This window comes from Streptomyces sp. NPDC003011, assembly GCF_053591515.1.
Genome location: NZ_JBSFTY010000054.1, coordinates 47,333 through 66,052 on the forward strand (window position 1 = coordinate 47,333; position 18,720 = coordinate 66,052).

General features: G+C 68.9%; 12 protein-coding genes and 2 pseudogenes. 6 read left to right on the forward strand and 8 right to left on the reverse strand.

Annotated features, from left to right (window positions below; genetic code table 11):
* The first annotated feature begins 149 nt into the window (after nt 1-149).
* The gene (locus ACWD0J_RS26265; protein ID WP_451498296.1) at nt 150-554 is read left to right on the forward strand and encodes a type II toxin-antitoxin system PemK/MazF family toxin; all 405 of its coding nucleotides are present in this window, start codon (nt 150-152) and stop codon (nt 552-554) included.
* A 63-nt stretch (nt 555-617) separates the two neighbouring features.
* Nucleotides 618-918 (forward strand): annotated as a pseudogene (locus tag ACWD0J_RS26270) (IS481 family transposase); the annotation flags it as partial.
* 234 nt (nt 919-1,152) lie between these two features.
* Here ACWD0J_RS26270 and ACWD0J_RS26275 read toward each other — a convergent pair.
* Nucleotides 1,153-1,587, reverse strand: coding sequence for a hypothetical protein (locus ACWD0J_RS26275; RefSeq protein WP_451498297.1), 435 nt, complete (start codon nt 1,585-1,587; stop codon nt 1,153-1,155).
* A gap of 562 nt (nt 1,588-2,149) precedes the next feature.
* Here ACWD0J_RS26275 and ACWD0J_RS26280 point away from each other — a divergent pair.
* From ACWD0J_RS26280 to ACWD0J_RS26290, 3 genes and pseudogenes are all read left to right on the forward strand, one after another.
* Nucleotides 2,150-3,304, forward strand: a complete 1,155-nt coding sequence (locus ACWD0J_RS26280; protein WP_451498309.1) for a sensor histidine kinase — start codon at nt 2,150-2,152, stop codon at nt 3,302-3,304.
* Nucleotides 3,301-3,957: a response regulator gene (locus tag ACWD0J_RS26285; RefSeq protein WP_451498298.1), complete on the forward strand. Its 657-nt coding sequence runs from the start codon at nt 3,301-3,303 to the stop codon at nt 3,955-3,957. Before ACWD0J_RS26280 ends, ACWD0J_RS26285 begins: the two co-directional genes overlap by 4 nt.
* Before the next feature lie 26 nt (nt 3,958-3,983).
* Nucleotides 3,984-4,394, forward strand: a pseudogene (locus ACWD0J_RS26290) (transposase); the annotation flags it as partial.
* 148 nt (nt 4,395-4,542) lie between these two features.
* Here the strand turns inward: ACWD0J_RS26290 and ACWD0J_RS26295 are convergent.
* The 7 genes from ACWD0J_RS26295 to ACWD0J_RS26325 all read right to left on the reverse strand — a co-directional run bounded on the left by ACWD0J_RS26295 (nt 4,543) and on the right by ACWD0J_RS26325 (nt 17,521).
* The gene (locus ACWD0J_RS26295; protein WP_451498299.1) at nt 4,543-5,898 is read right to left on the reverse strand and encodes a hypothetical protein; all 1,356 of its coding nucleotides are present in this window, start codon (nt 5,896-5,898) and stop codon (nt 4,543-4,545) included.
* A 26-nt stretch (nt 5,899-5,924) separates the two neighbouring features.
* Nucleotides 5,925-9,566, reverse strand: a complete 3,642-nt coding sequence (locus ACWD0J_RS26300) for a hypothetical protein (RefSeq protein ID WP_451498300.1) — start codon at nt 9,564-9,566, stop codon at nt 5,925-5,927.
* Complete coding sequence (locus ACWD0J_RS26305; RefSeq protein WP_451498301.1) at nt 9,566-11,794, reverse strand: hypothetical protein; 2,229 nt, start codon at nt 11,792-11,794, stop codon at nt 9,566-9,568. Before ACWD0J_RS26305 ends, ACWD0J_RS26300 begins: the two co-directional genes overlap by 1 nt.
* A gap of 6 nt (nt 11,795-11,800) precedes the next feature.
* Nucleotides 11,801-15,079: a DUF6603 domain-containing protein gene (locus ACWD0J_RS26310; protein ID WP_451498302.1), complete on the reverse strand. Its 3,279-nt coding sequence runs from the start codon at nt 15,077-15,079 to the stop codon at nt 11,801-11,803.
* A gap of 1,101 nt (nt 15,080-16,180) precedes the next feature.
* On the reverse strand, nt 16,181-16,477 hold the full coding sequence (locus ACWD0J_RS26315) for a hypothetical protein (RefSeq protein WP_451498303.1): 297 nt from the start codon (nt 16,475-16,477) through the stop codon (nt 16,181-16,183).
* A gap of 152 nt (nt 16,478-16,629) precedes the next feature.
* Nucleotides 16,630-16,863: a hypothetical protein gene (locus tag ACWD0J_RS26320; protein ID WP_451498304.1), complete on the reverse strand. Its 234-nt coding sequence runs from the start codon at nt 16,861-16,863 to the stop codon at nt 16,630-16,632.
* Between the two features lie 307 nt (nt 16,864-17,170).
* Nucleotides 17,171-17,521, reverse strand: coding sequence for a hypothetical protein (locus ACWD0J_RS26325; protein ID WP_451498305.1), 351 nt, complete (start codon nt 17,519-17,521; stop codon nt 17,171-17,173).
* A gap of 545 nt (nt 17,522-18,066) precedes the next feature.
* Here ACWD0J_RS26325 and ACWD0J_RS26330 point away from each other — a divergent pair.
* On the forward strand, nt 18,067-18,720 hold a 654-nt coding region (locus ACWD0J_RS26330), incomplete at its 3' end, for an MFS transporter (protein ID WP_451498306.1).

Here is an 18,720-nt window from a genome sequence, read left to right on the forward strand (position 1 = left end):
TGCCAGCGGGCAGGGTCTACGCTGTGACCTGGGGCCACCGTGTGATCGTTTGTCTTCACACACTGATGATCAACGGGGGGCCGCACCTGTCTCCACAGCGCGTCAGGGTCGCGCAGCGTCCGGCCGCCGTTCTTGTGTCAGGAGGACATGTGCAACGTGGCGAAGTCTGGTGGGTGGAGTTCGACGAGCGGCGGCCGGTCGTACTGCTGTCGGGAGACGACGCGTCCGGGATCCGGGTAGTGCAGGTCGTTGCTCCCGCGGGTGTCGACATCACCGGCCTGGGCGTCGAAGTGGCGGTAGGCGCCGTGGAAGGACTGCCCTTTGAAGGGGTGCTGCGGTTCGCGTTCCCGCGTCCGGGCTTTACTCCTTGCACGTGGCTGACCACAGTGTCCCGGGACGACCTGATCGAGCGAGCGGGCGTTCTGTCCTCCGCGAAACTCAGCGAGATTGAGAACGCCCTCCGTCTTGGTGAGCGGGCGAAGGAGTGGACCCCGGCGACGACCGCGAAGCTCAGCGAGATGAGGAACGCCCTCCGTCTCGGTGGACTCGGGTAGGCGGGGAAGGAACGGACGCCCGCGACGGCGTGGTCGGTCTCGTCCAGATGATCGACGCTGCCACCGAGGCTGCACGACCGATCCAGCCGTCCACTGACGACACCCCACCGCACGGCGGTAGTGGTGCAGGCCCGCATGTGCCGGCTTTGCCAGGACCGCAAACTCGGCCCGCCCGTCGGCCCCGCCCGTCGGCCCGGTCCTGGGTCTGCCCGCCTCGACCATGCACCGCATCCTGACCCGCCACGGCCTGGACCGGCTTGTGCACATGGACCGGCCCACCGGACAGCTCATCCGCCGCTACGAACGCGACCGGCCCGGCGAACTCATCCACGTCGACGTCAAGAAACTCGGCCGCATCGACGAACTCGAGGCCTGGGGCACCGGCCGCTGGTACCGGTGAACCTCAGCACAGAAGCCCCGAGTTCAGTACCCGGGGCTTCGTGTTGCTGCTGTGCTGGCCCTGCGTCAGGCGCGCTCCTCAGCGAGGGTGTCCGCGATCAGGACGGGCAGGTGGTTGATGGCGCGTTCCAGAAGCCGTTCGATCGCTGAAGGGCCTGACGTACGGTCACGGGCCGGGTCGTCGTACGTCTGCCGGTTTCTACCAGGCGGCGTCACCACAGGCGGAACCGCCGGTCGTGTAATTCCACAGGCAGACGCGAGAGCCTGCGTTCGTTCCGTTCCAGTGGTATCCGGTCGCGTCCTTGGAATTCAGGATCCAGTACGCGTTGGAGACGGCCTTCCAGTCGTAACCGCCGGATCCCACCCGCTTGCGCTGCAACACGAAGAGGCATTCATGGTTGTTCCACGACTGTCCGAGGGCCTGGACGTATCCGTCGGACGTCCTCTTGTTCAGCCACCCCTTGCACTGCCCGACCACTACGTCCTTGCCAGGAATGTATCCCTGAACGGATACGTCCGGCTGGCTGGTCTGTGCAGGGGCGGCCTGAACCGTGCCGCCGACGAACAGTGTTGCCGTCGCGGCAATGGCGACGCCAAGTGCCGCAGAGCGTGTGCGGGTGCGCAGGAAAGGCATGACTGATTTCCCCTCTGATTGTTGCGGTGTTCTGCGATTGGGGCCGTGTGCCCACGGGCTACGTGAACCGTGGCGGTTCACTCACCTGTTTCTCCGTCAGGGCGGCCACTGGGGGCGTCCTGGATCGAGTTCACTGGGTTCGGGGTTGTTGCACAGCAGCCGTGTCCCGGGCATGGAACAGGACAGGTCACGGGCGCTTCAGAAGCCGTCTTCGCCGCTTGCGTAGGCGGCTCCGGTGTAGCTGTTGCCGGCGGATGCGGATGCGGGCGCGGCCGTCAGGCCGCTGATCGCCACCGCTGCGCGGTGGCAGTCAACGCGGTCGTAAGACGCAATGGGATTCGTGCAGGCATGGTTCCCCCGTGAGGAAAGGTGAAGGGCTGTGGAGCCCGTCCCTGGTGGATCCTTGTGATCCCAGAACGTACGCTCCGCCCTGTACGGCCCGCGTCCCACGCGGGGTTGAACTCCCGTGCAGACCAGCGCGGTAGCCGTCCGGTTCCTGCGACTTCCGTGGTACCGCGGACGTTTGACGCCCATCCACCGGAACCGGCCTTACGCTGCTGCGATGCGGATCCACCCCCTCGCCGTCGACGCGCTGATCGCGGCGGCGCTGACCAGTGTGGCCCTGCTGCTGGGACCGGAGGCCGCGCGCCAGGGGCAGAACCCGCTCGACGCGACCGCCTATGCGCTGGTTGTCCTGGTCCATCTGCCGCTCGTGCTCCGCGGCCGGGCCCCTGTCGTGGTCTGCTGCCTCGTGCACGCGACCTGGCTGGTGTACGTCACCGCCGGCTACTGGGCCGTGGTGTGCAGCTTCGGCCCCATGCTCGCCGTCTACACCGTCGCCTCGTTGCGAGCGCTGCGTGTCTCTGTCCCCTGCGCCGCGCTGATGGGCGGGGTCTGGATCTACGCGGGCGCGGTGAGTCACACAGACTCATGGCCGTCCGTCGTCGGGCAGGCCGTGGTCTATCCGGCGGTGCTGTGGCGGTTCGGCGTCGTCGCCCGCCGCTTGATCGAGCTGACCCGGCAGCTGCGCCGGGAACAGGCCGAGCGGGCCCGGCGCGAGGTGGCCGAGGAGCGCGGCCGGATCGCCCGAGAGCTGCACGATGTGGTTGCCCACCACATGTCCGTGATCTCCGTGCAGACCGGTCTCGCCCGGTTCGTTTTCGACACCGACCGCCAGACCGCGCGTACCGCGCTCGACACCATCGACGCCAGCGGCAAGGAGGCTCTCGACGAGCTGCGCCGCATGCTCATGGTGCTGCGCGCCGACGACGATGGTGGTGCCCCGGTCGGCCCGATGCCGGGTCTGGCCCGCCTCGGGGAGATGGCCGAACGCGTTCGCGCCGGCGGGGTCCCGGTCACCGTGACCGTCGAGGGCACCCCGCGCCCCGTGGCTCCCGGCGTGGAACTGTGCGCCTACCGGGTGGTGCAGGAGGCGCTCACCAACGTCGTGAAACACGCGGCCGGCGCGCGTGCGGAAGTACGGCTGAGGTATGAGCCGCATCAGGTGGCTGTTTCGGTCACGGACGATGGAGAGGGGGTGATTCCGGACAGAGTACGGAGCGACGGAGGGCATGGCTTGCTTGGCATGCGGGAGCGGGCCAAGCTTTACGGCGGGCAGATCAGCATCGGCCCGCAGGAGCAAGGTGGCTTCGCCGTGCGGCTGACCCTGCCGACCTCCGCGCGGGCAGCAGGGCGGGGGGACGACGCCACCACATGACCACAGTGCTCGTCGTGGACGACCAGTTCCTGATCCGGGCCGGGTTGGTGGGGCTGCTGCGCGCCGCACCCGGCATCGAGGTGGTCGGTGAGGGCAGCGACGGCGCGGAGGCCGTGGCGCTGGCCGCCGAGACCGCCCCCGAGGTGATCCTGATGGACGTCCGGATGCCCGGTATGAACGGCATCGAGGCCACCGAACGCATCCTCGCCGAGGCCGCCGAGCCCCCGCCCCGGATCCTGGTGCTGACCACCTTCGACCTCGACGAGTACGTGTACGGGGCGCTGCGCGCCGGAGCCTGCGGGTTCCTGCTCAAGGACTCCGGTCCGGAACGGCTGCTCGCCGCGGTGGCCGCGGTCGCCGGTGGTGACGCGCTCTTCGCACCCAGCGTCACCCGCCGCCTGGTCGAGGCGTACGCCCGCCAGACCGCCAGCGAACAGCCCGCGGACCTGCGTGCTTTGACCTCCCGCGAGCTCCAGGTCCTGAAACTGATCGCACGTGGCCTGTCCAACCTGGAGATCGCGGACCGCCTCTACATCAGCGAGGCGACCGTCAAGACCCACCTCAACCGCACGATGACCAAGCTGGACCTGGGCAGCAGGGCGCAAGCGGTAGTGGTGGCGTACGAATCGGGGCTCGTCACCCCCGGCGGATAGCGGCAGGGTGCTGTGGCACGCGCCGTAGAGGGAAGAACTACCGCTACTCCACCAACCACCAGGTGGTCATCGACGCCGACACCCGCCTGGTCGTCGCCGTCGGAAAGGCGCTGCCCGGCAACCGCAACGACTGCCGGGCCTGGGAGGAGTCCGGCGCGCAGGCCGCCGTCGGCACCACCCCGGCAGTAATCGTCGACGGCGGCTACCGTGGCACCGGCCTGACCATCCCGCACTACCGCCGGCACAAGGACGACGAGCTGCCGACCTGGAAGGAGCGACACAACGCCTCCCACCGCAAGGTCCGCGCCCGCGCCGAGCACACCTTCGCCCGCATGAAGAGCTGGAAGATCCTCCGCGACTGCCGCCTCAAAGGCGACGGCGTCCACCACGCCATGCTCGGCATCGCCCGCCTGTACAACCTCACCCTCACCGGATGACAGCAAACGAGCAGGTCGACCAGGATGCCCCAAAGCATTTACGGGACACCCTCTAATACATCACCGACCAGAATGGTGCCCGCGCCGGCAGAACTGACGGTGACCGGGGCCAAGGCGTGAGCTGCGCCGGCGCACCCCAGCGGCCGGGTCAGAGTTCCGGGTCTGCGGTGAGAGTCCGTTCATCCTGTGCGCGGTCTTCCGGCTCCTGTTTTCCCTCCGGCTCCTCCCCAAACGAGCTGGCAGAGGAGACATGCTGTGCCCTCCAACGGGCGTTTGTATAGCGGGTCCTAGAGGTTTGGGCTACCTCCTTCTCGCCGCCATAGTCGGGACCCTCCTGCAGGTACCTATCCATGTGGCTTACGAAGCGGAGCGTGTCGCCCTCCCGGAGCACCCGATTTCCTCCGGCCTTGATATTGCCGTTGGCGGTGAGATTGTCGGTGATGGTGACGCTGTTGCCGGGCAAGACGTTGACGTGACTGTTGATTTTGAGCGGTTCGCCGTACGGGCCGCGGAGCTCGGCGATCCGGACGAACTTCCCGGCCCCGACAGCGGCGACAAAGCCGTTGGCAGTCACGTCGCCGTTGAAGGTGCTCGCCCCGGTGACGTTCAGGACCGCGTCGACCTTCAGGCCCGCGTTCTGGCTGACCCGCAGCGGGTTGCTGCCCGCACCCCGCACCGATCCGGCGACCGTCAGGTCCTTGGCGGTGTTGCTGAGGCTGACGCTGTCGGCGAATGTGGCCGGGCCCTGGACGGTGAGGTTCCTGACGACGAGGTCAGGAATGCGTACGGTGACCGCCGTGGTCAGGGTGTGGGTGAGGGTCACGCCGCCCGCTGTGACTTCGGCGCGCAGCATGAAACCGGTGACGGTGGTCAGACCGCGCGGGGTGGACCAGACACGTTCCTGGTCGAGGGAGACTCCGGCGGGGGTGTCGCCCCAGTGCATCGTGTACTTCGCGTCCGAGCCCTCCCAGCGGAGCACGGCGACCTCACCGTTCTCCACCATGATCTTCTCGGGCGCGAAATTCCGGAACACGAACCCGGCCGGGAACTTGTCCACCTCGACCGCGGCGTCCTTGTTGGTGAAACTCCCGTTTGTCCTTGACGAACTCTCGACGATCGCGATGGAGACCTGACCCGCCGTGCGGTTGACTGCGATGTTGGACAGGGTGAGGGTGACGATCTGCCCGGTGAACTGCACCGCGCGGGCCGGGGTGAAGGTGATGACCGCGAAGCCGCCGGAAACGGTAGGGGCGGACGGCGTCCAGCCGGTGCTGGCACCGGTCTTGATGTCGCCGCCCTCGGTGGTGAGGTGCTCGGCCCCCGCGCCGACCGGCACCCGGACGGTGATTTTGTTGCACCAGGCCGACGTGGTGATCCCGCCGCCGACATTGATGTTGACGGAGCCGTATTCGGTTTCCTCGGCGGAGCTCACCCGCAACGGCTTCGGGTCGGTCGACGGTTCGTACGGCAGCAGGTTGGTGGCGTTCACCATGACGACGCTCATGCAACAGCCTTTCTGTGAGCGGAGGTTCAGGAAGTCTCGGTCGCGTCGAGCAGCAGGTATCCATACCGGGCCTCCGACTGCGGATCGCCAAAGTGCGCCGCGGAATCAGCCGGAACGATCGGCAGCTCCACCCACTCGGTTTCCGACCCGCGCGGCTCGGCCCAACTCCACGCTCCGTGCCACGACGCGGGCTGCGGCAGCACCACACCTGCCTCCGTCGGCTCCTCCCCTGCCCGCGCCCGCCGAGCTTCCTCGGCCTTGTCGACCCGTTCGGCCGCCAGCAGTGGGCCGAGCCGGAACGATGCCCGGATCCGCCGCATCGCCTCGGACACCAGGTCGTCGGGCAGCTGGACCTTGGTCACCGGGAGGATGTCCGTGGTGGCATGCACCGCCGCGTACGGATCCATCAGCAGCGTCAGGTGGTGCGTCACCGGCTGGTCCGGGGTGCGCGCGGGCACGGCCAGGCCGTGGCCTTTGTCGATCGGGGCCAGATAGCCTTCGCCGCCCTGGGGCATGACCGCGTGGAAGAGCTCGTACGAGGTCTCCTGGTCGGGCCCGGTCGCCCCGGCGAAGTATCCGATGAGGCCGTCGCCAAGCCGCCTTTCGTTGCCGAGCCGGACCGGCCAACGGTAGCCGTCGTACTCCTCCTCCGACTCCCCGAGGACCTGGTCCCAGCTCGGGTTGCTCAGCAGCGGCCCTTCGAGCTCGACGCCCAGATCGGCGCGCACCAGTGCGAGCGGGCGGCCGATGAGCCGCAGTGGAGAGCCGTCCTCCTGGGCCGCGTCGTCGAGGATGGTGTCGAGGGTCTGGTCGATGGTGTCGAGCAGACCGGTGAGTGCGGCGGCGGGTTTGTCCTTCAGTGTGCGGACGAACCGGGCTAGGTGCGGCATGGCGTCCTCGAACTCCTGGGCGTCGACGTCGGGATGGGGCGAGCCGGGGAGCGGTAGCCACACGCTGTCGTCCGCGCCGTCGATGTCCTTGACGACGCGGAGTTCGCCGAGGGAGACGCCGTCGGGTCCGTGGACGACGAGGGTCTGGTCGAGATGGTTGAGCAGCAGCCAGCCGGCCAGGGGGTTTTCCGTCGTGGCCGCGCGGGCCATCGGCGAGAGCCGCTGTCCGTCCACGGCGCGTACGGTCTCCAGCCGGACGCGGGCGCCCTGGAGGAGACGCGGGCCGAGCTGGACGAAGCGGGCCGTGCCGATGAGGTCCTCGTGCAGGACGCTGTCAGGGGCAACGCTCTCGGCGAGGGTGAGGGACACCTGTTCGTAGTTGTTGCTGTTGACGATGTCGTACGTGCGCCCGAAGCGGTCGACGATGCGCAGGTCGTGAAAGGCGAACTGGCCGGCACGGACCGGTTGGAACGGTGTTCCGGGGTCGTCGGCGGGCGGTTCGAGCGGGCCGCCTTCCGGGACGCTCTGGACGTCGCCGACGAGCCTGGCGGTGGCCTCGGGAACATGCACGGTGGTCCTGGCGGTGCCGTCCTGCTGGACGAGCCAGTCGTGGAAGCCGTCGAGGCGCTGGGAGAGCATTCCGGGGTCGCCGAGTTCCTCGCGCAGGGCGAGCAGGCCTTCGGTGGGGGCGCCGGAGTAGGTGTCGAGGTAGCGGTCGATCTGCTTCTGCAGGACGAACGGCGCGCTCGGGGTGAGGAACGCCCGGTTCTTGAAGGTGAGCCACCGCAGGTTGGCTTCGCCGCCGCCAGGTTGGGCTCCCTGGCCGGACCATTCGTAGCGGCTGCCGTTGAAGGTCCAGTAGGTGGTGTCGTCGGCTTGGAAGGGCGTGGGGCAGTACTTCAGTTCGTATTCGAGGTGCATGGGCAGCCAGGGCTGCCGCCATGGCGCGGTGTGCTCGGGGACGGGCCCGGTGACGGCGGCGGGGTCCTTGAGAGCCGCGTCGAGAGCGCCGGGGACCCGGGCCACCTGGTCCAGGAGGGCGAACTCGGCGAGCAGCGGGGTGCAGGCGTCGGGGAGTCCGGCCAGTCCCGGACTGGGCGGAGTGGTGGGCCGGTCGTAGGTTTTGCCGCCGACGGTGATCCGGGTGATCAGGGCCTCGGGAAGGCGGCAGGGCAGTGGGGTGTCCCGGGTGAGGGGTTCCTTGGCGCCGGTGTCCTTGATGAGCACGACCGGGTCGGCGGGGCGGTAGTAGGACTCGCGGGCGGTGCGCTCCAGTTGGTAGCGCGGGTCGAGTCCGCGTTCGGTCGCGTACTTCCGGATGTCGGCCGCGAGTTCCTCCGGGGTGCCTCCGGTGGGCAGTTGCCTCAACAGGACGAACTGTTCGTCGAGCAAAGCCTTGGTCCGCCCGGCCAGACTCGTCGCATCGCTCTCGTTGAGCTGGACATCAGCTGCGGCGTCGAACCCGGCGGGGTGCTCAGGGGTGAACGGGGGAACCGGCTTGTTGCGCAGCCACCAGATGTTCCACAGGCGCTGCTGAGAGCGGCGGAGCCTGGGCGTGAGGTCGTCGTACTGCCGTTGGACATCGTTGAGTTCGGTCAGCCATCCGGGTTCCGGCGGCGGGGGCGGCAGCTCGTCGTCGCCTTCGACGGGGCGCGCGGTCACCTTCCACGCATGGCCGCCGTCGGAGCCGGAGAACCAGGAGTGATGGGTGAGGGTGTCGAGGTCCTCTTCGCCGTCGGCGGTGTCGAGTGTTTCGAGGGTGCCGTGGAAGAGGGAGCGTACGAGGTCCCCGGTGCGCGCGGACCGGGTCTGGCGGGCGGCCAGCCGGCCGAGGGCTTCGGCGCTGCTGCTGCCCAGCGTGAGGATCTTGCTGAGTTCGATGTTGCTCGGTTTGTCGGACTCATAGGTGGCGCCTTCGCGTTGCCAGTCGACTCCCAGCGCCGAGCCGCTGTAGAGGGTGCGGTCCAGGGCGTCGGCGGCGGTGCCTTCGGGGGTGTCCCAGCCGAGTGCTTCGAGGAGGTCGGCCGTCCCGCTCGCGTCCGGCGGGAGCAGGCCGGGTACGGAGGCGGCGTGGTTGAGGTAGTCGAGTGAGTCGTCGCTGTACCAGCCGACGACGAAGTAGCTCAGTGTCGCGTCGGGCGGGTAGTTGTCCAGGTCGCCTTTGAGGTCCTCAAGGGTGTCGTGGAGGGAGAACACGTCTTTGTTGTACGGCTGGTAGGCCGCGAAGCCGGGCAGTCCGGGCCCGGCCGCGGTCAGGTGCGGCTTCTGGGCGGGTGGTTCGGTCCACGGCGCTTGGGTGAGGTCGTGGCGGCGGCCGAGGAAGGTCAGCTCCAGCGGAGCGCCCTCCGGCGAATCGGGGTTCGGGTGCTTGTTGGTGCCGTAGACGTCGTTGCCGTCGGCGTCCTGGACCGGGCGGCTCTCCAGGTAGTCGCTCTGCACGATCCACCCGACGGCCTTGCGGTCCGTCGCCGCCGCTGTGGTGCTGTAGCGCACGACCAGCCAGCGGTTGGGGACGAAGGGGAAGGTCGTCTCCCCCGTCGTCTGGTCGTAGTGCCCGTTGGCCAGCGCCTCGGGCAGTTGCCAGTGGACATAGACGCCTTCGCTGTCCGGGCCCATGGTCTCGGTGCCGACGCCGGGGGGCGGCTCCGCGCCCGCGCTCTCCTCGATCATGGCGTCGAAGTTCGGCGTCCACCGGTTGAACGTCTCGGCGGTGCGGGTCAGCCGGTTGACGACAAGGGCGTTCACTTTGACGGGGACGATCAGGTCCGTGGTGCTCATCAGGCGGTCTCCGTCCGGGCAGGGGTGCCGGTGGGGCTGAGGATTTCCTGTTCCAGCGGGGCGTTGACGAGTTCCAGGGCCAGTTGTCCGGGATCCAGGTCGGTGAGCCCGAATTCCCGGGCCAGGGCGGGCACCAGGCCGCCGGTGCCGAACATCTGAAGCACCGCGGGTCCGGCGTCCGGGTTGGAGCGCAGGTGGAGGTCGAAGAGGCTGCCGGTGGCCGGGTAGTAGGTCTCCAGCGGGGTGCCGATCGGCGGGTCGGCGGCCAGGCTGCGCAGGCCGAGGCGGTTCCCGGCGTCGATGCCGTAGTGGATGCCCTGTCCCGGTTCGCGGATGACGACCTTGTCGGGAACGCCGTCCCAGAGGACGAGCAGGATCCTCCTGTCCGGTTTGGCGCGGCGCAGTTCGGTGAGGACGGTGCCGTCCTTGAGGTAGGCGTTGACCTTGATGTCCGGCCAGGCGGGGATGAGTTCGGAGTGGATGAGCAGCCCGCCGGCGGCCCGCTTCGCGCTGCCCGACCGGGCGGTGGCCCGGTTGAGTTCGGTGGCGAGGCGGCGGTCGACGGAGGTGTGCACGCCGACGTCGGCGGCTCCGGCGACGAGCGCGTCCAGCCAGCCCTGGTCGAGGCGGAACATCCGGAGGGATTCGAGGGGCAGCATGCGCGGGTCGGGCACGAGGTGGTGGAACGGCACGCCCTGGAGCAGGCCGAGGCGGGCCTGCCAGGCGGCGATGGCCTCGGCGTTGCGTTCCGCGGTGGTCCGCAGCAGGGAGACGGCGCGTTCTTCCGCGAGCACGGACCTTGACTGTGTACGTGTCACTCTCAGCTGCGGTGTCCTGCGTCCGGCGTCGTCCGGGAGCTGGGGGCTCTTGAGCCCGGTGCTGAGCCGCTCGCGGAAGCCTGCGGAGGCGAGTTCGCGCAGCGCGCCGAGGGCGGGCGGGGCATCCGGGTCGACCGAGGCGCGCGCCGGATCTCCGGCCAGCGCCATCAGCGTCGTCGCCCGGTTGGCGAGTTCGCGGCGGGCCCGGCTGACGGCGGTGGTGTATTCGGGGTCGGCCAGGCCGATGGTGCGACCGAGAGTCCAGGCGACGGCATAGCTGACGTCGAAGATCCCGTGCTCGGGCTCGTAGATGAGCGCGTGGTCGGAGGTGGTGTGCGGGCCGGGGCTGTGCTCGGTGGGCACGTCGAAAGCGGTGACCGGGGTGGCAGGGCCGCGGTACCAGGCGAAGGTGCGTTCGCCGGAGAGGGTCAGCTGCGGGACGGCGGTGTAGCCGAGTGCAAGGCGGTCGCGGACGTAGTCGTCCTCGGTGTCGTCGGTGACCGGTGCGGTCACCGGCAGCCGCAGGGCGAGGTCTTCCGGGTCCGCGGCGCCGGGGGCGACGAGGCTCTCCAGCAGCGCTCCGGGGTCGGCGGCGGGCCCTTCGCTGCTGGTGAAGCTCCAGCTGTGCAGCGAGCACAGGCGGACGGCCGTGGTGCCGTCGGGCAGGGTGCCGGACAGGCGGCCCTCGAAGCCTTCGAGGGAGACGAGGTGGACGGCGTAGTTACCGGGGTTGCGGGGGAAGCGGTTGGCGTTGACGACCGCGTACTCGCCTTCTTCGAGGACTTCGCCGTCGGCCCGGGTCTTGTTCGCGTCGACGACCTTGCGGACGTGGGCGAGGTAGTACATCTCGTTCTCGCGCGGGGCGACCGCGTTGAAGAGGTCCGCCGGGACGTCGATGGTTTGGCACTTGCTCCGGGCCTCAGCCTCGTCGACGCCGCCGGACGGCAGGTTCGGGCCCTTGACCCCCGCCTCGGCAGGGTTGCGGAGCTCCTCGACGGTGCGCAGCACGGTGTCCCCGGACGCGGCGGGATCGTCGGGCAGTTCGTTCTCGCCGAAGACGAGCAGGGCGAGCCAGGGCGGGCGGGCCGGGGGCTGCTCGGCGCGGGTTCCGGCGAGGTTGCGTTCCCAGGGCAGGATCGACCGGCTGAGGGTGATGTGGGGCAGGGTCCTGGTGTAGGCGCCGGTGCTCTCGCGCGGCGGGTAGTAGGCGTGGACGGACGCTTCGCTGAGCACGAAGCGGACGGCCTTGATCTCGAAGGTCTCCTCGGACGGGGGCAGCTTGTCCTGGGCGTCCAGTTCGCCGCCGGGGTCGCTGAGGGTGTTCTTGACCACGACCCGGTAGTCGCCGGGGGTGGCACGCGGGATCAGGTGGTCGAGGAAGTGGATGCGCAGATCCGGTTCAGCGGTCACGGCCGGTCACCTCGTCGCGGTGGTGGTCAGGGGCGGGGTGGTCAGGCTGCGGCCGGCGAGTGCGGCGTAGCCGGTGAGCGGACTGTCGGTGTCGGCGCCGGGTCCCGCGCCGAGCCGGGCGAGGGTGCTGAGCACAGCGGCGCGGCGGGCCTTGACGGTGGGGGCGGCGACGGTGTCGACGATGATCCGGACGCTGTGGTCGTCGGCCCGCGGCTCGGGCCCGGCGGGGTCGGACACGCGCAGGGGCATGCGGCCGTCCGGGAGTCCTTCGTACGAAAGCGCCTGTGAGGTAACGGGCCCGGTGTCGGTGCCGTAGTCCGGCTCGGGGAGGGTGATCCTCAGTCCGGTGAGGCGGTTTTCGAGCAGCTGGTCACCGTCGAGCGCGTCACCGGGTTTGGCCAGGGGCTTGCCCCACAGGCCGGGGGCGACCGTGCCGGTGACCGGCTTGACCACCCAGTGATGGTCGGTGGGGTGGAAGGTCGTGCCGTCCTTGGTGATGGTGACCCGGTGGGCGGAGGTGACACCGGTCTTCCGCATGGGGCGGATGTCGATGGTCCCCTCGTCGGACTGCTTGATCAGCCGGTCGTTGATGTAGAGGTGCGAGGCGGGGATGCCGGCTTCGGTGGTGAAGGTGAATCCGGCCGAGGAGACGAGGGTCGGTTCCTTGGCAGCCGCACGCCGGGTGATCTCACCCTGATCTGCGTCGGCGAGCAGGCCCTCGTTGGGGATGACCCGGACGGGTGCGGGGATCTGGGTGCGGAACTCGGGCCAGTCCACGGTGGGGGTGTTGTCGCGGGAGGAGCCGAAGCCGAAGCTGAAGGAGATGAACCAGAGTTTGACGGTGGCGCGGCCCCCGAAGGGCGGCAGCCACAGGTGGAGGTCGATGCCGACCTCGACGGAGATGCGGACCCGGACGAACCAGACCTTGATGGTGGCCGCGACGCCGATGCTGATGCCGAGCCGGACATCGAGGTAGAAGGGCTTCCACTGGACCAGCACGTCGAGGTGTGCGGTGAACCACGCGGAGAAGATGCCCTTGTCGTAGACGGCGGCCAGGCGCCCGCCGAACATGAACGCGGCGGGGGTGATCGCGGCGTAGGCCTCGGCCCGCACGGTGATGTCGCTGGCCGGGGACCACACGAACCCGAGCCGCTTGGGCCGGGGGTAGTGCGTGGGGACGTTGTAGTCGGGGTGGTAGCCGCCGAGGCTGATGGCGAAGTCCCCGGCGCGGCCTCCGCCAGTCCAGACGTAGACGGCGATGCCACCAGTGAGTTCGATCGACGGATCGAGCACATAGCTGCCGGGCAGCAGGGCCACGTCCATGGACAGGCAGTGCTCGGCGGAGCTGAAGCCGAGGCTCAGGCCGATGTTCACCTTGGCGATGGCCCGGGCGTTCGGGTTGAGGGCGCGCGGCAGGCTGACGGAGGTGCGGCCGAGCAGCATGGCCTTGACGGAGTCGCCGAGTTCGATGACGGCGAGGGCTTTGGTCTCGATGAAGCCGAAGCTGGTGAACTTCACTCCGGCGGCGATCCAGTACTGGCCCTCGGTGGGGCGGATCCAGCCGGTGGGTCCGGTGAGGGCCTTGAGCGCGTCCTCGGGGGTGTACGGCGTCGGGGCCGGCAGGCCGGGCAGCGCCTGGGCCGCGTCCAACCGTGCCACCAGAGGGAACTCGGCGATCTCGGCGCCGGTGGGGACCTTCTTGAAGGAGCTGTTGATCCCGAATCCGGCGGAGAAGCCGGTGACGGTGAAGGGCGGCGGGCCGAAGACTGAGGCGCCGCCGAGGAGGGAGATCTCGCCGTAGACGAAGACCGAGTGCCAGCCTTCGACGCTGCGTGCCCACACGGCCTGGGCGCCGAGTTCTACCGCCATCGCCTGGACCAGGATCAGTCCGGCGAGTTCGAAGTCGAGGGTGGGGTCGTCAGGTGTCTTGTTGAGCAGGCCGCCCTTGAAGCCGATGAGCCCGTCGGCGGCGGTGGCTTCGATGTTCATGCCGTGCAGGAAGGGCAGCAGCGGGAAGCCGCCGCTCATGCCGACGTAGAAGCCGAGTCCGGCGACCTGCCAGGTGAGAGAACCGATCGTGACCTGGCCCTGGAGCTCGATCAGCAGCCCTTTTTTGAGGTCGTAGCGGAAGACGATCGAGGAGAGGTAGACCGGCCCGAACTGCTTGCCGATCACGAACTCGTATTCGAGCTTCGGCTTCTCCGGGCTCTGCGGATCCGGTCCGAACTTCGGCGGGACGGTGATCACCAGTGCCGGGGTCGGATGGCCCATGACCGCGAGGTGGACCGCCGCACTCACGTTCTTGCCCAGCGGGACCCCTGCCGCCTCGTTCGCCACCGGCAACTGCTGGAGCGGGCCGAGGTTGTACTCCGTGACCACCCGGTTGATCTTGATGACGTCTTCGGCGCTGAGGTTCTCGGAGACGTACATGATCTGGAGCGCGGGCAGGGACAGCAGCCCGTTGCCGATCATGGGCCCGACCACCGGCAGCCCGGAACCGTCCCAGTCCGTGCGGGCCCGGACCATGGCGACGGTGGTGGCCTTGGGTTTGCCGTCCTGGCCGGTGCGGCCGAGCACCGTGGTCCGCAGCACCAGCAGTTCCACCGGGTTCGCGCCGGTGCCGTGGTCCACCGGCGCTTCGGCGGTGACCATCAGGTTGTCCATCTTGCCCATCGGGTGCTGGTGCAGCTGGACCCGCTCCAGCCAGTCGACCAGCGGTCCGGGCAGTTCCACGCCGTACTCGCCGAGGGCTTCCAGCAGCGGGGTGATCAGCAGCGGCGGTCCGTCGAGGGGCTGGGCCGTGCCGATGGACTCCTTGCGCAGTTCGGCGCGGAACTCCAGCGGGTCGGCGACCGACCCACCGAGCTGGAAGCCCACCCAGGGCCCGGTGCCGGGGCACCGTCCGGCCGCGGCCGCGGCCTGTCCGGCGGCCAGCAGGACCCGCAGTGACCGGCCGCCGGACAGCCCGGACAGGTCGACGCGGGCGACGGCGGTCTGGAGCAGCCAGGTCGCCGGGCTCGCCTCGAAGAGCAGCGCGTCGACCGCCGTGCCGGTGGCGAAGAACCGGGCGCTGGCCGGCATCTCCTCACCGGCCAAAGTGACTTTGCCGGTCACTGTCAGAGCGGCGCTGTCGGCAGTCGCCTCAGTGAGAGTCAGAATGCCGCTGGGCAGGTGCTCCAGGGACTCGGGCTCGCCGGTCAGCCCGAGCCGCCCAGTGTCGAGTTCGAACGTACCGGCACCCCCCGCCGGGAACAGTGCAACCAGTTCGTCGACCGTCAGCGCCATGGGTGACCCCCGCCTGTGGACACGGTTGGGTGAGGCGCCCGCGGAACTTCGGAGCCTCTGTGCCGTTACGGAAAATAAAATAGGTGAGGGTCACGGAAACATCAATGCGGAGCGTGTGCGTGGCAAAGTCATGCGGCCATTACGTCTGGAAAACACCGGCCAGGAACCTGGAAATGGACACCTCTCACCCGTCAAACCCGTTTTCATGTGCGGGGATTCAGGTATTTTACGGGCCGCCGAAAGCGGACACCTAATCGAAGGGCCGTTCGGAGAATCGATTCGGTCGGCGCATTTGTAGACGACCGAGCCCGCTGCCCGCAGCCCGCTCCACTTCGCCATCCGCCGTCTCGAATGAATAGCCGAATCGCGGAATTCGGCCATGTGCCCCCAGGGCAGCGTCAAATTCAGTTGATCAGGTAGCGGGGCGGTCCAGACCGACGGGCGGATGATGCGACCGTGGGAACGCTCGGTTTGGACGTGCTCCTCCGCTTCGGGGACCGCGGGTGGCAGAGCTGCGTGGACCCAGGCGAGCGGGGCCGCCTGGTTGCCCTTGGCCGACAGGGCGTAGTCGGCGTGACGCTGTTCCAGCAGGTAGGCGACGGTGCCGCGCAGGTGCGGGCGGGGTCGACGTTCTGGAACATCCGTCGGGTGGTGGGTTCGATGGCCGCGCGGCGCCGACGGGACTCGGCGGTCGGCGGGCGCCGAGGGCACACTTCATCGTTCCAGTTGATGGGCCGCCGCCGCTCTGCGGGTCAGAGGTCTCCCGAGCCCTCCCCGGTCACACTTCCTGCACGGTCGGCGGATTGACGTTGCATTGCGTTTGCGAGGGTGGAATAGGTCGGTGGGTCATCGACTAACTTACGATGGAAATCGGGCGGAATGGCGAACACGGCGGTCATGCAAGTGAGTCCCGGACCGACTGTTTTGGGACTCACGGCAGTGCGGGACGCGGCTGCTACAGGTCAAACTCCAGGTGCTCGATGTCCGTGAACCGGACCTCGTCCACGCTGTCAGCATTACCTTGGGTGCGAGAGAGCGACAGGCGCGTGGGAGGTAAGTAGCCCGCAGCGAACCGTGCCTGACAGGCCCCTTACTGATTGTTCAGCGGAGGCGGGCCCCCAGATCGTTGGCGCGTAGCGTGCGTAGCTCGTTCTGGATCTCGTGAAGGGTCCGTTGCAGGGCGGCGTTCTGTTCCAGCAGCATGCGGTTCTCGACTTCGAGTGCTGCCTCCTTACGGGCGGTTGCAGCTGCCGCAGCTCGTGGCGGGTCCTGAGCGAGGTGGGCGCGGACGGCCTCGGCTTCGGCTTCAAGGTCGCGGTGGCGTTGAAGGTACTGCGAGTTGACGGCGGCCCGCCGGGTGATCTCCGCGTCGGAGAGGGCCTGGCGGCTCTTACGCATCGCGGCCAGGACGTCGGGGACCCGCTGTCGGCATTGTTCGCTATCGGCACGGCGCCGTTGAACGGCGGCCGCCCTGCCCGCGTCGAGGACTTCGGCCCGACGGGCGGGGATTGGCACCCGGCCTGGTTGCTTGTGCGGGTTGGCCGGGCGCGTCATCCCGTCGTCGATTCGGTGACGATCGGGTCGACGGTCGGCTGGTCCAGACGCTGCTGCCCGGCCAGAACCGCCGCCACGGGGATGACGGTGAGGAACCGGTCTCTGGTGTGGAGCCAGGATTCCACCGTGGTCCTTTCCTCGGGGGTGAGGAGGCTGATGTCGGCTTCGCATTCGCCGACGAGTTCGTCGATCTGCTGAACCTCCTGGCGCAGCAGCTCCAGGCTCGCCACGCTCAACGGGTCCCGCGGTAGGCACGCCGCCGTAGGCGCTCTCCAGCGCGGCGAGCTGCTCCGCCTTCCCGGCGCGCAATTGGCGCAGCTCGGGCAGGTGGGTGACGTCGGTGGTGTAGAAGGTGCAGGAGAAGCAGCGGTTGTATACGGGGCAGCCGTGTCCGTCGGCGCGGACGTTGTTCATCTCGTGGCAGCGTCCCGCGGGGACGGGCACCGAGCCGACGCCCGCGCGGATCCGGTCGGCCATGTCGTCGTCGGGGGTGCGGGCGCGGATCCGGCTCGCCGGCGAGGGTCGGGCCCCGGGTGATCATCTCCTTCGCGTACCGGTCCCTATATGACCCATGCTCTTCCCGTAGCTCGTCGCGCAGCGGCAGGGAGCCGAGCCGGTCGCGGTGGTAGCAGAGGGATTCCACGCCCGAGCGAGCTGACGGTCCACGCGGAGCCGTTCGAGGGTGGCGGTGAGACTGCGGGTGGCCCGGGTGGTCCAGAGCCTGCCGGGCGGGCCGAGCTCGACGGCGGTCTTCTGGGTGATCGGCAGGTGGGAGTTGGCCGTGTTCGGCCAACGGCTGCGGCGGTAGTCGAGCCGGTCCAGCACAGCATGGCGGGTGAGCTCGTCGAGCGGGCGGACATGGCCGCCGCCGGTGATGTGCCGGGACACCTCTCGGTATGCGTTCGCGCCGGGTCCGGGCAGTTCATGTACGACGGTCGAGCGAAAGGCGCGGAAAGTGAAACGGTGTGTGGCGTGCGCCGGATATCAAACAGCCGGCCCGGCCTCCACGAGTCGCCGGCCGGCCAACGGCATCACCGCAGGACCGCCGCGGGAACGGAGCGTAGGGCGACCCTGTGGAAGACGGCAGGGGTACCGGAAGGATCACGCCAACCGGGCAGGCCACCGGGTGTGAACGGCTCTCAGGACGGAGACCGCACCAAAGGGGGCATCGCGCCTTTTTGGCGGAGCGCGAATCGCGCTGTCGTGACTCCCGGTTGAGAGCGCTTCCAATGCGAAGTGAACAAGGTTTGCGAAAGCGGCCGGAGAACATGGCCGGACCCAATATCTTGCGGCTATCCCGCTATTCGGATATGCGCGCCGGGAGGGACCTTGACGCGGTCTGGGGGCTGTCGTTGACTGCGCGGGGCGGCCCGGTTGGCGATGTCCGTATCGGAGGCGGAGCGCCAGCGGCCCGCTGAACAGGGAGGCATGACGTGAAGGCCGAACCGCGCGACCGCCGCACACTCGTGAGGGGCCGCACCGCGACGTCGTTACTGTTCCTGCTGTTCGGCACCGCGCTGGGAACGTGGACCAGCCGCATCCCCGCGGTGAAGGGCCATCTCGGCCTCAGCGACGGTCTGCTGAGCGTGGCGCTGCTGGCGTTCGCGGGGGGCGCGATCGTCGGCATGCTGCTCCTGGGCCGGCTCGCGGACCGCTTCGGCAGCACCCCGGTGATGGTTCCGACCGCCCTGCTGGAAGGCATCCTGCTCGTCCCGCCCGCCTACGTCAGCTCTCTGGCCGGGCTGGCCGCCGCACTGTTCCTGTTCGGCCTCACCCACGGCACCCTGAACATCGCCATGAACGCCAACGCCGTGCAGGTGCAGGAGGCGTACGGGCGGCCGATCATGTCGTCCTTCCACGCCGTGTACAGCATCGGCGGCTTCCTCGGCGCCGCTGCCGGTGGCTTCCTCGCCCGCCAGGACGTGGGCGCCGGTGCCACCTTCATCACCGTGGGCGTGGGCGTGCTGGTGCTCGCCGGGTGGGCCGCGTTGTGGGCGCTGCCCGAGACCCGGCTCAGGAAGTTCTCGACGGTCTTGGGGGCTTCGGCGTCGTTGAGTTCGAGAACGATGCGGCCGAAGTTCGTGGAC

Bases quoted from the DNA above. Each gene is read 5' to 3' on its own strand.
- ACWD0J_RS26285 (WP_451498298.1), top strand. From the start codon at position 3,301: ATGACCACAGTGCTCGTCGTGGACGACCAGTTCCTGATCCGGGCCGGG.
- ACWD0J_RS26280 (WP_451498309.1), top strand. From the start codon at position 2,150: ATGCGGATCCACCCCCTCGCCGTCGACGCGCTGATCGCGGCGGCGCTG.
- ACWD0J_RS26310 (WP_451498302.1), bottom strand. From the start codon at position 15,079: ATGGCGCTGACGGTCGACGAACTGGTTGCACTGTTCCCGGCGGGGGGT.
- ACWD0J_RS26300 (WP_451498300.1), bottom strand. From the start codon at position 9,566: ATGAGCACCACGGACCTGATCGTCCCCGTCAAAGTGAACGCCCTTGTC.
- ACWD0J_RS26275 (WP_451498297.1), bottom strand. From the start codon at position 1,587: ATGCCTTTCCTGCGCACCCGCACACGCTCTGCGGCACTTGGCGTCGCC.
- ACWD0J_RS26315 (WP_451498303.1), bottom strand. From the start codon at position 16,477: ATGCGTAAGAGCCGCCAGGCCCTCTCCGACGCGGAGATCACCCGGCGG.
- ACWD0J_RS26295 (WP_451498299.1), bottom strand. From the start codon at position 5,898: ATGAGCGTCGTCATGGTGAACGCCACCAACCTGCTGCCGTACGAACCG.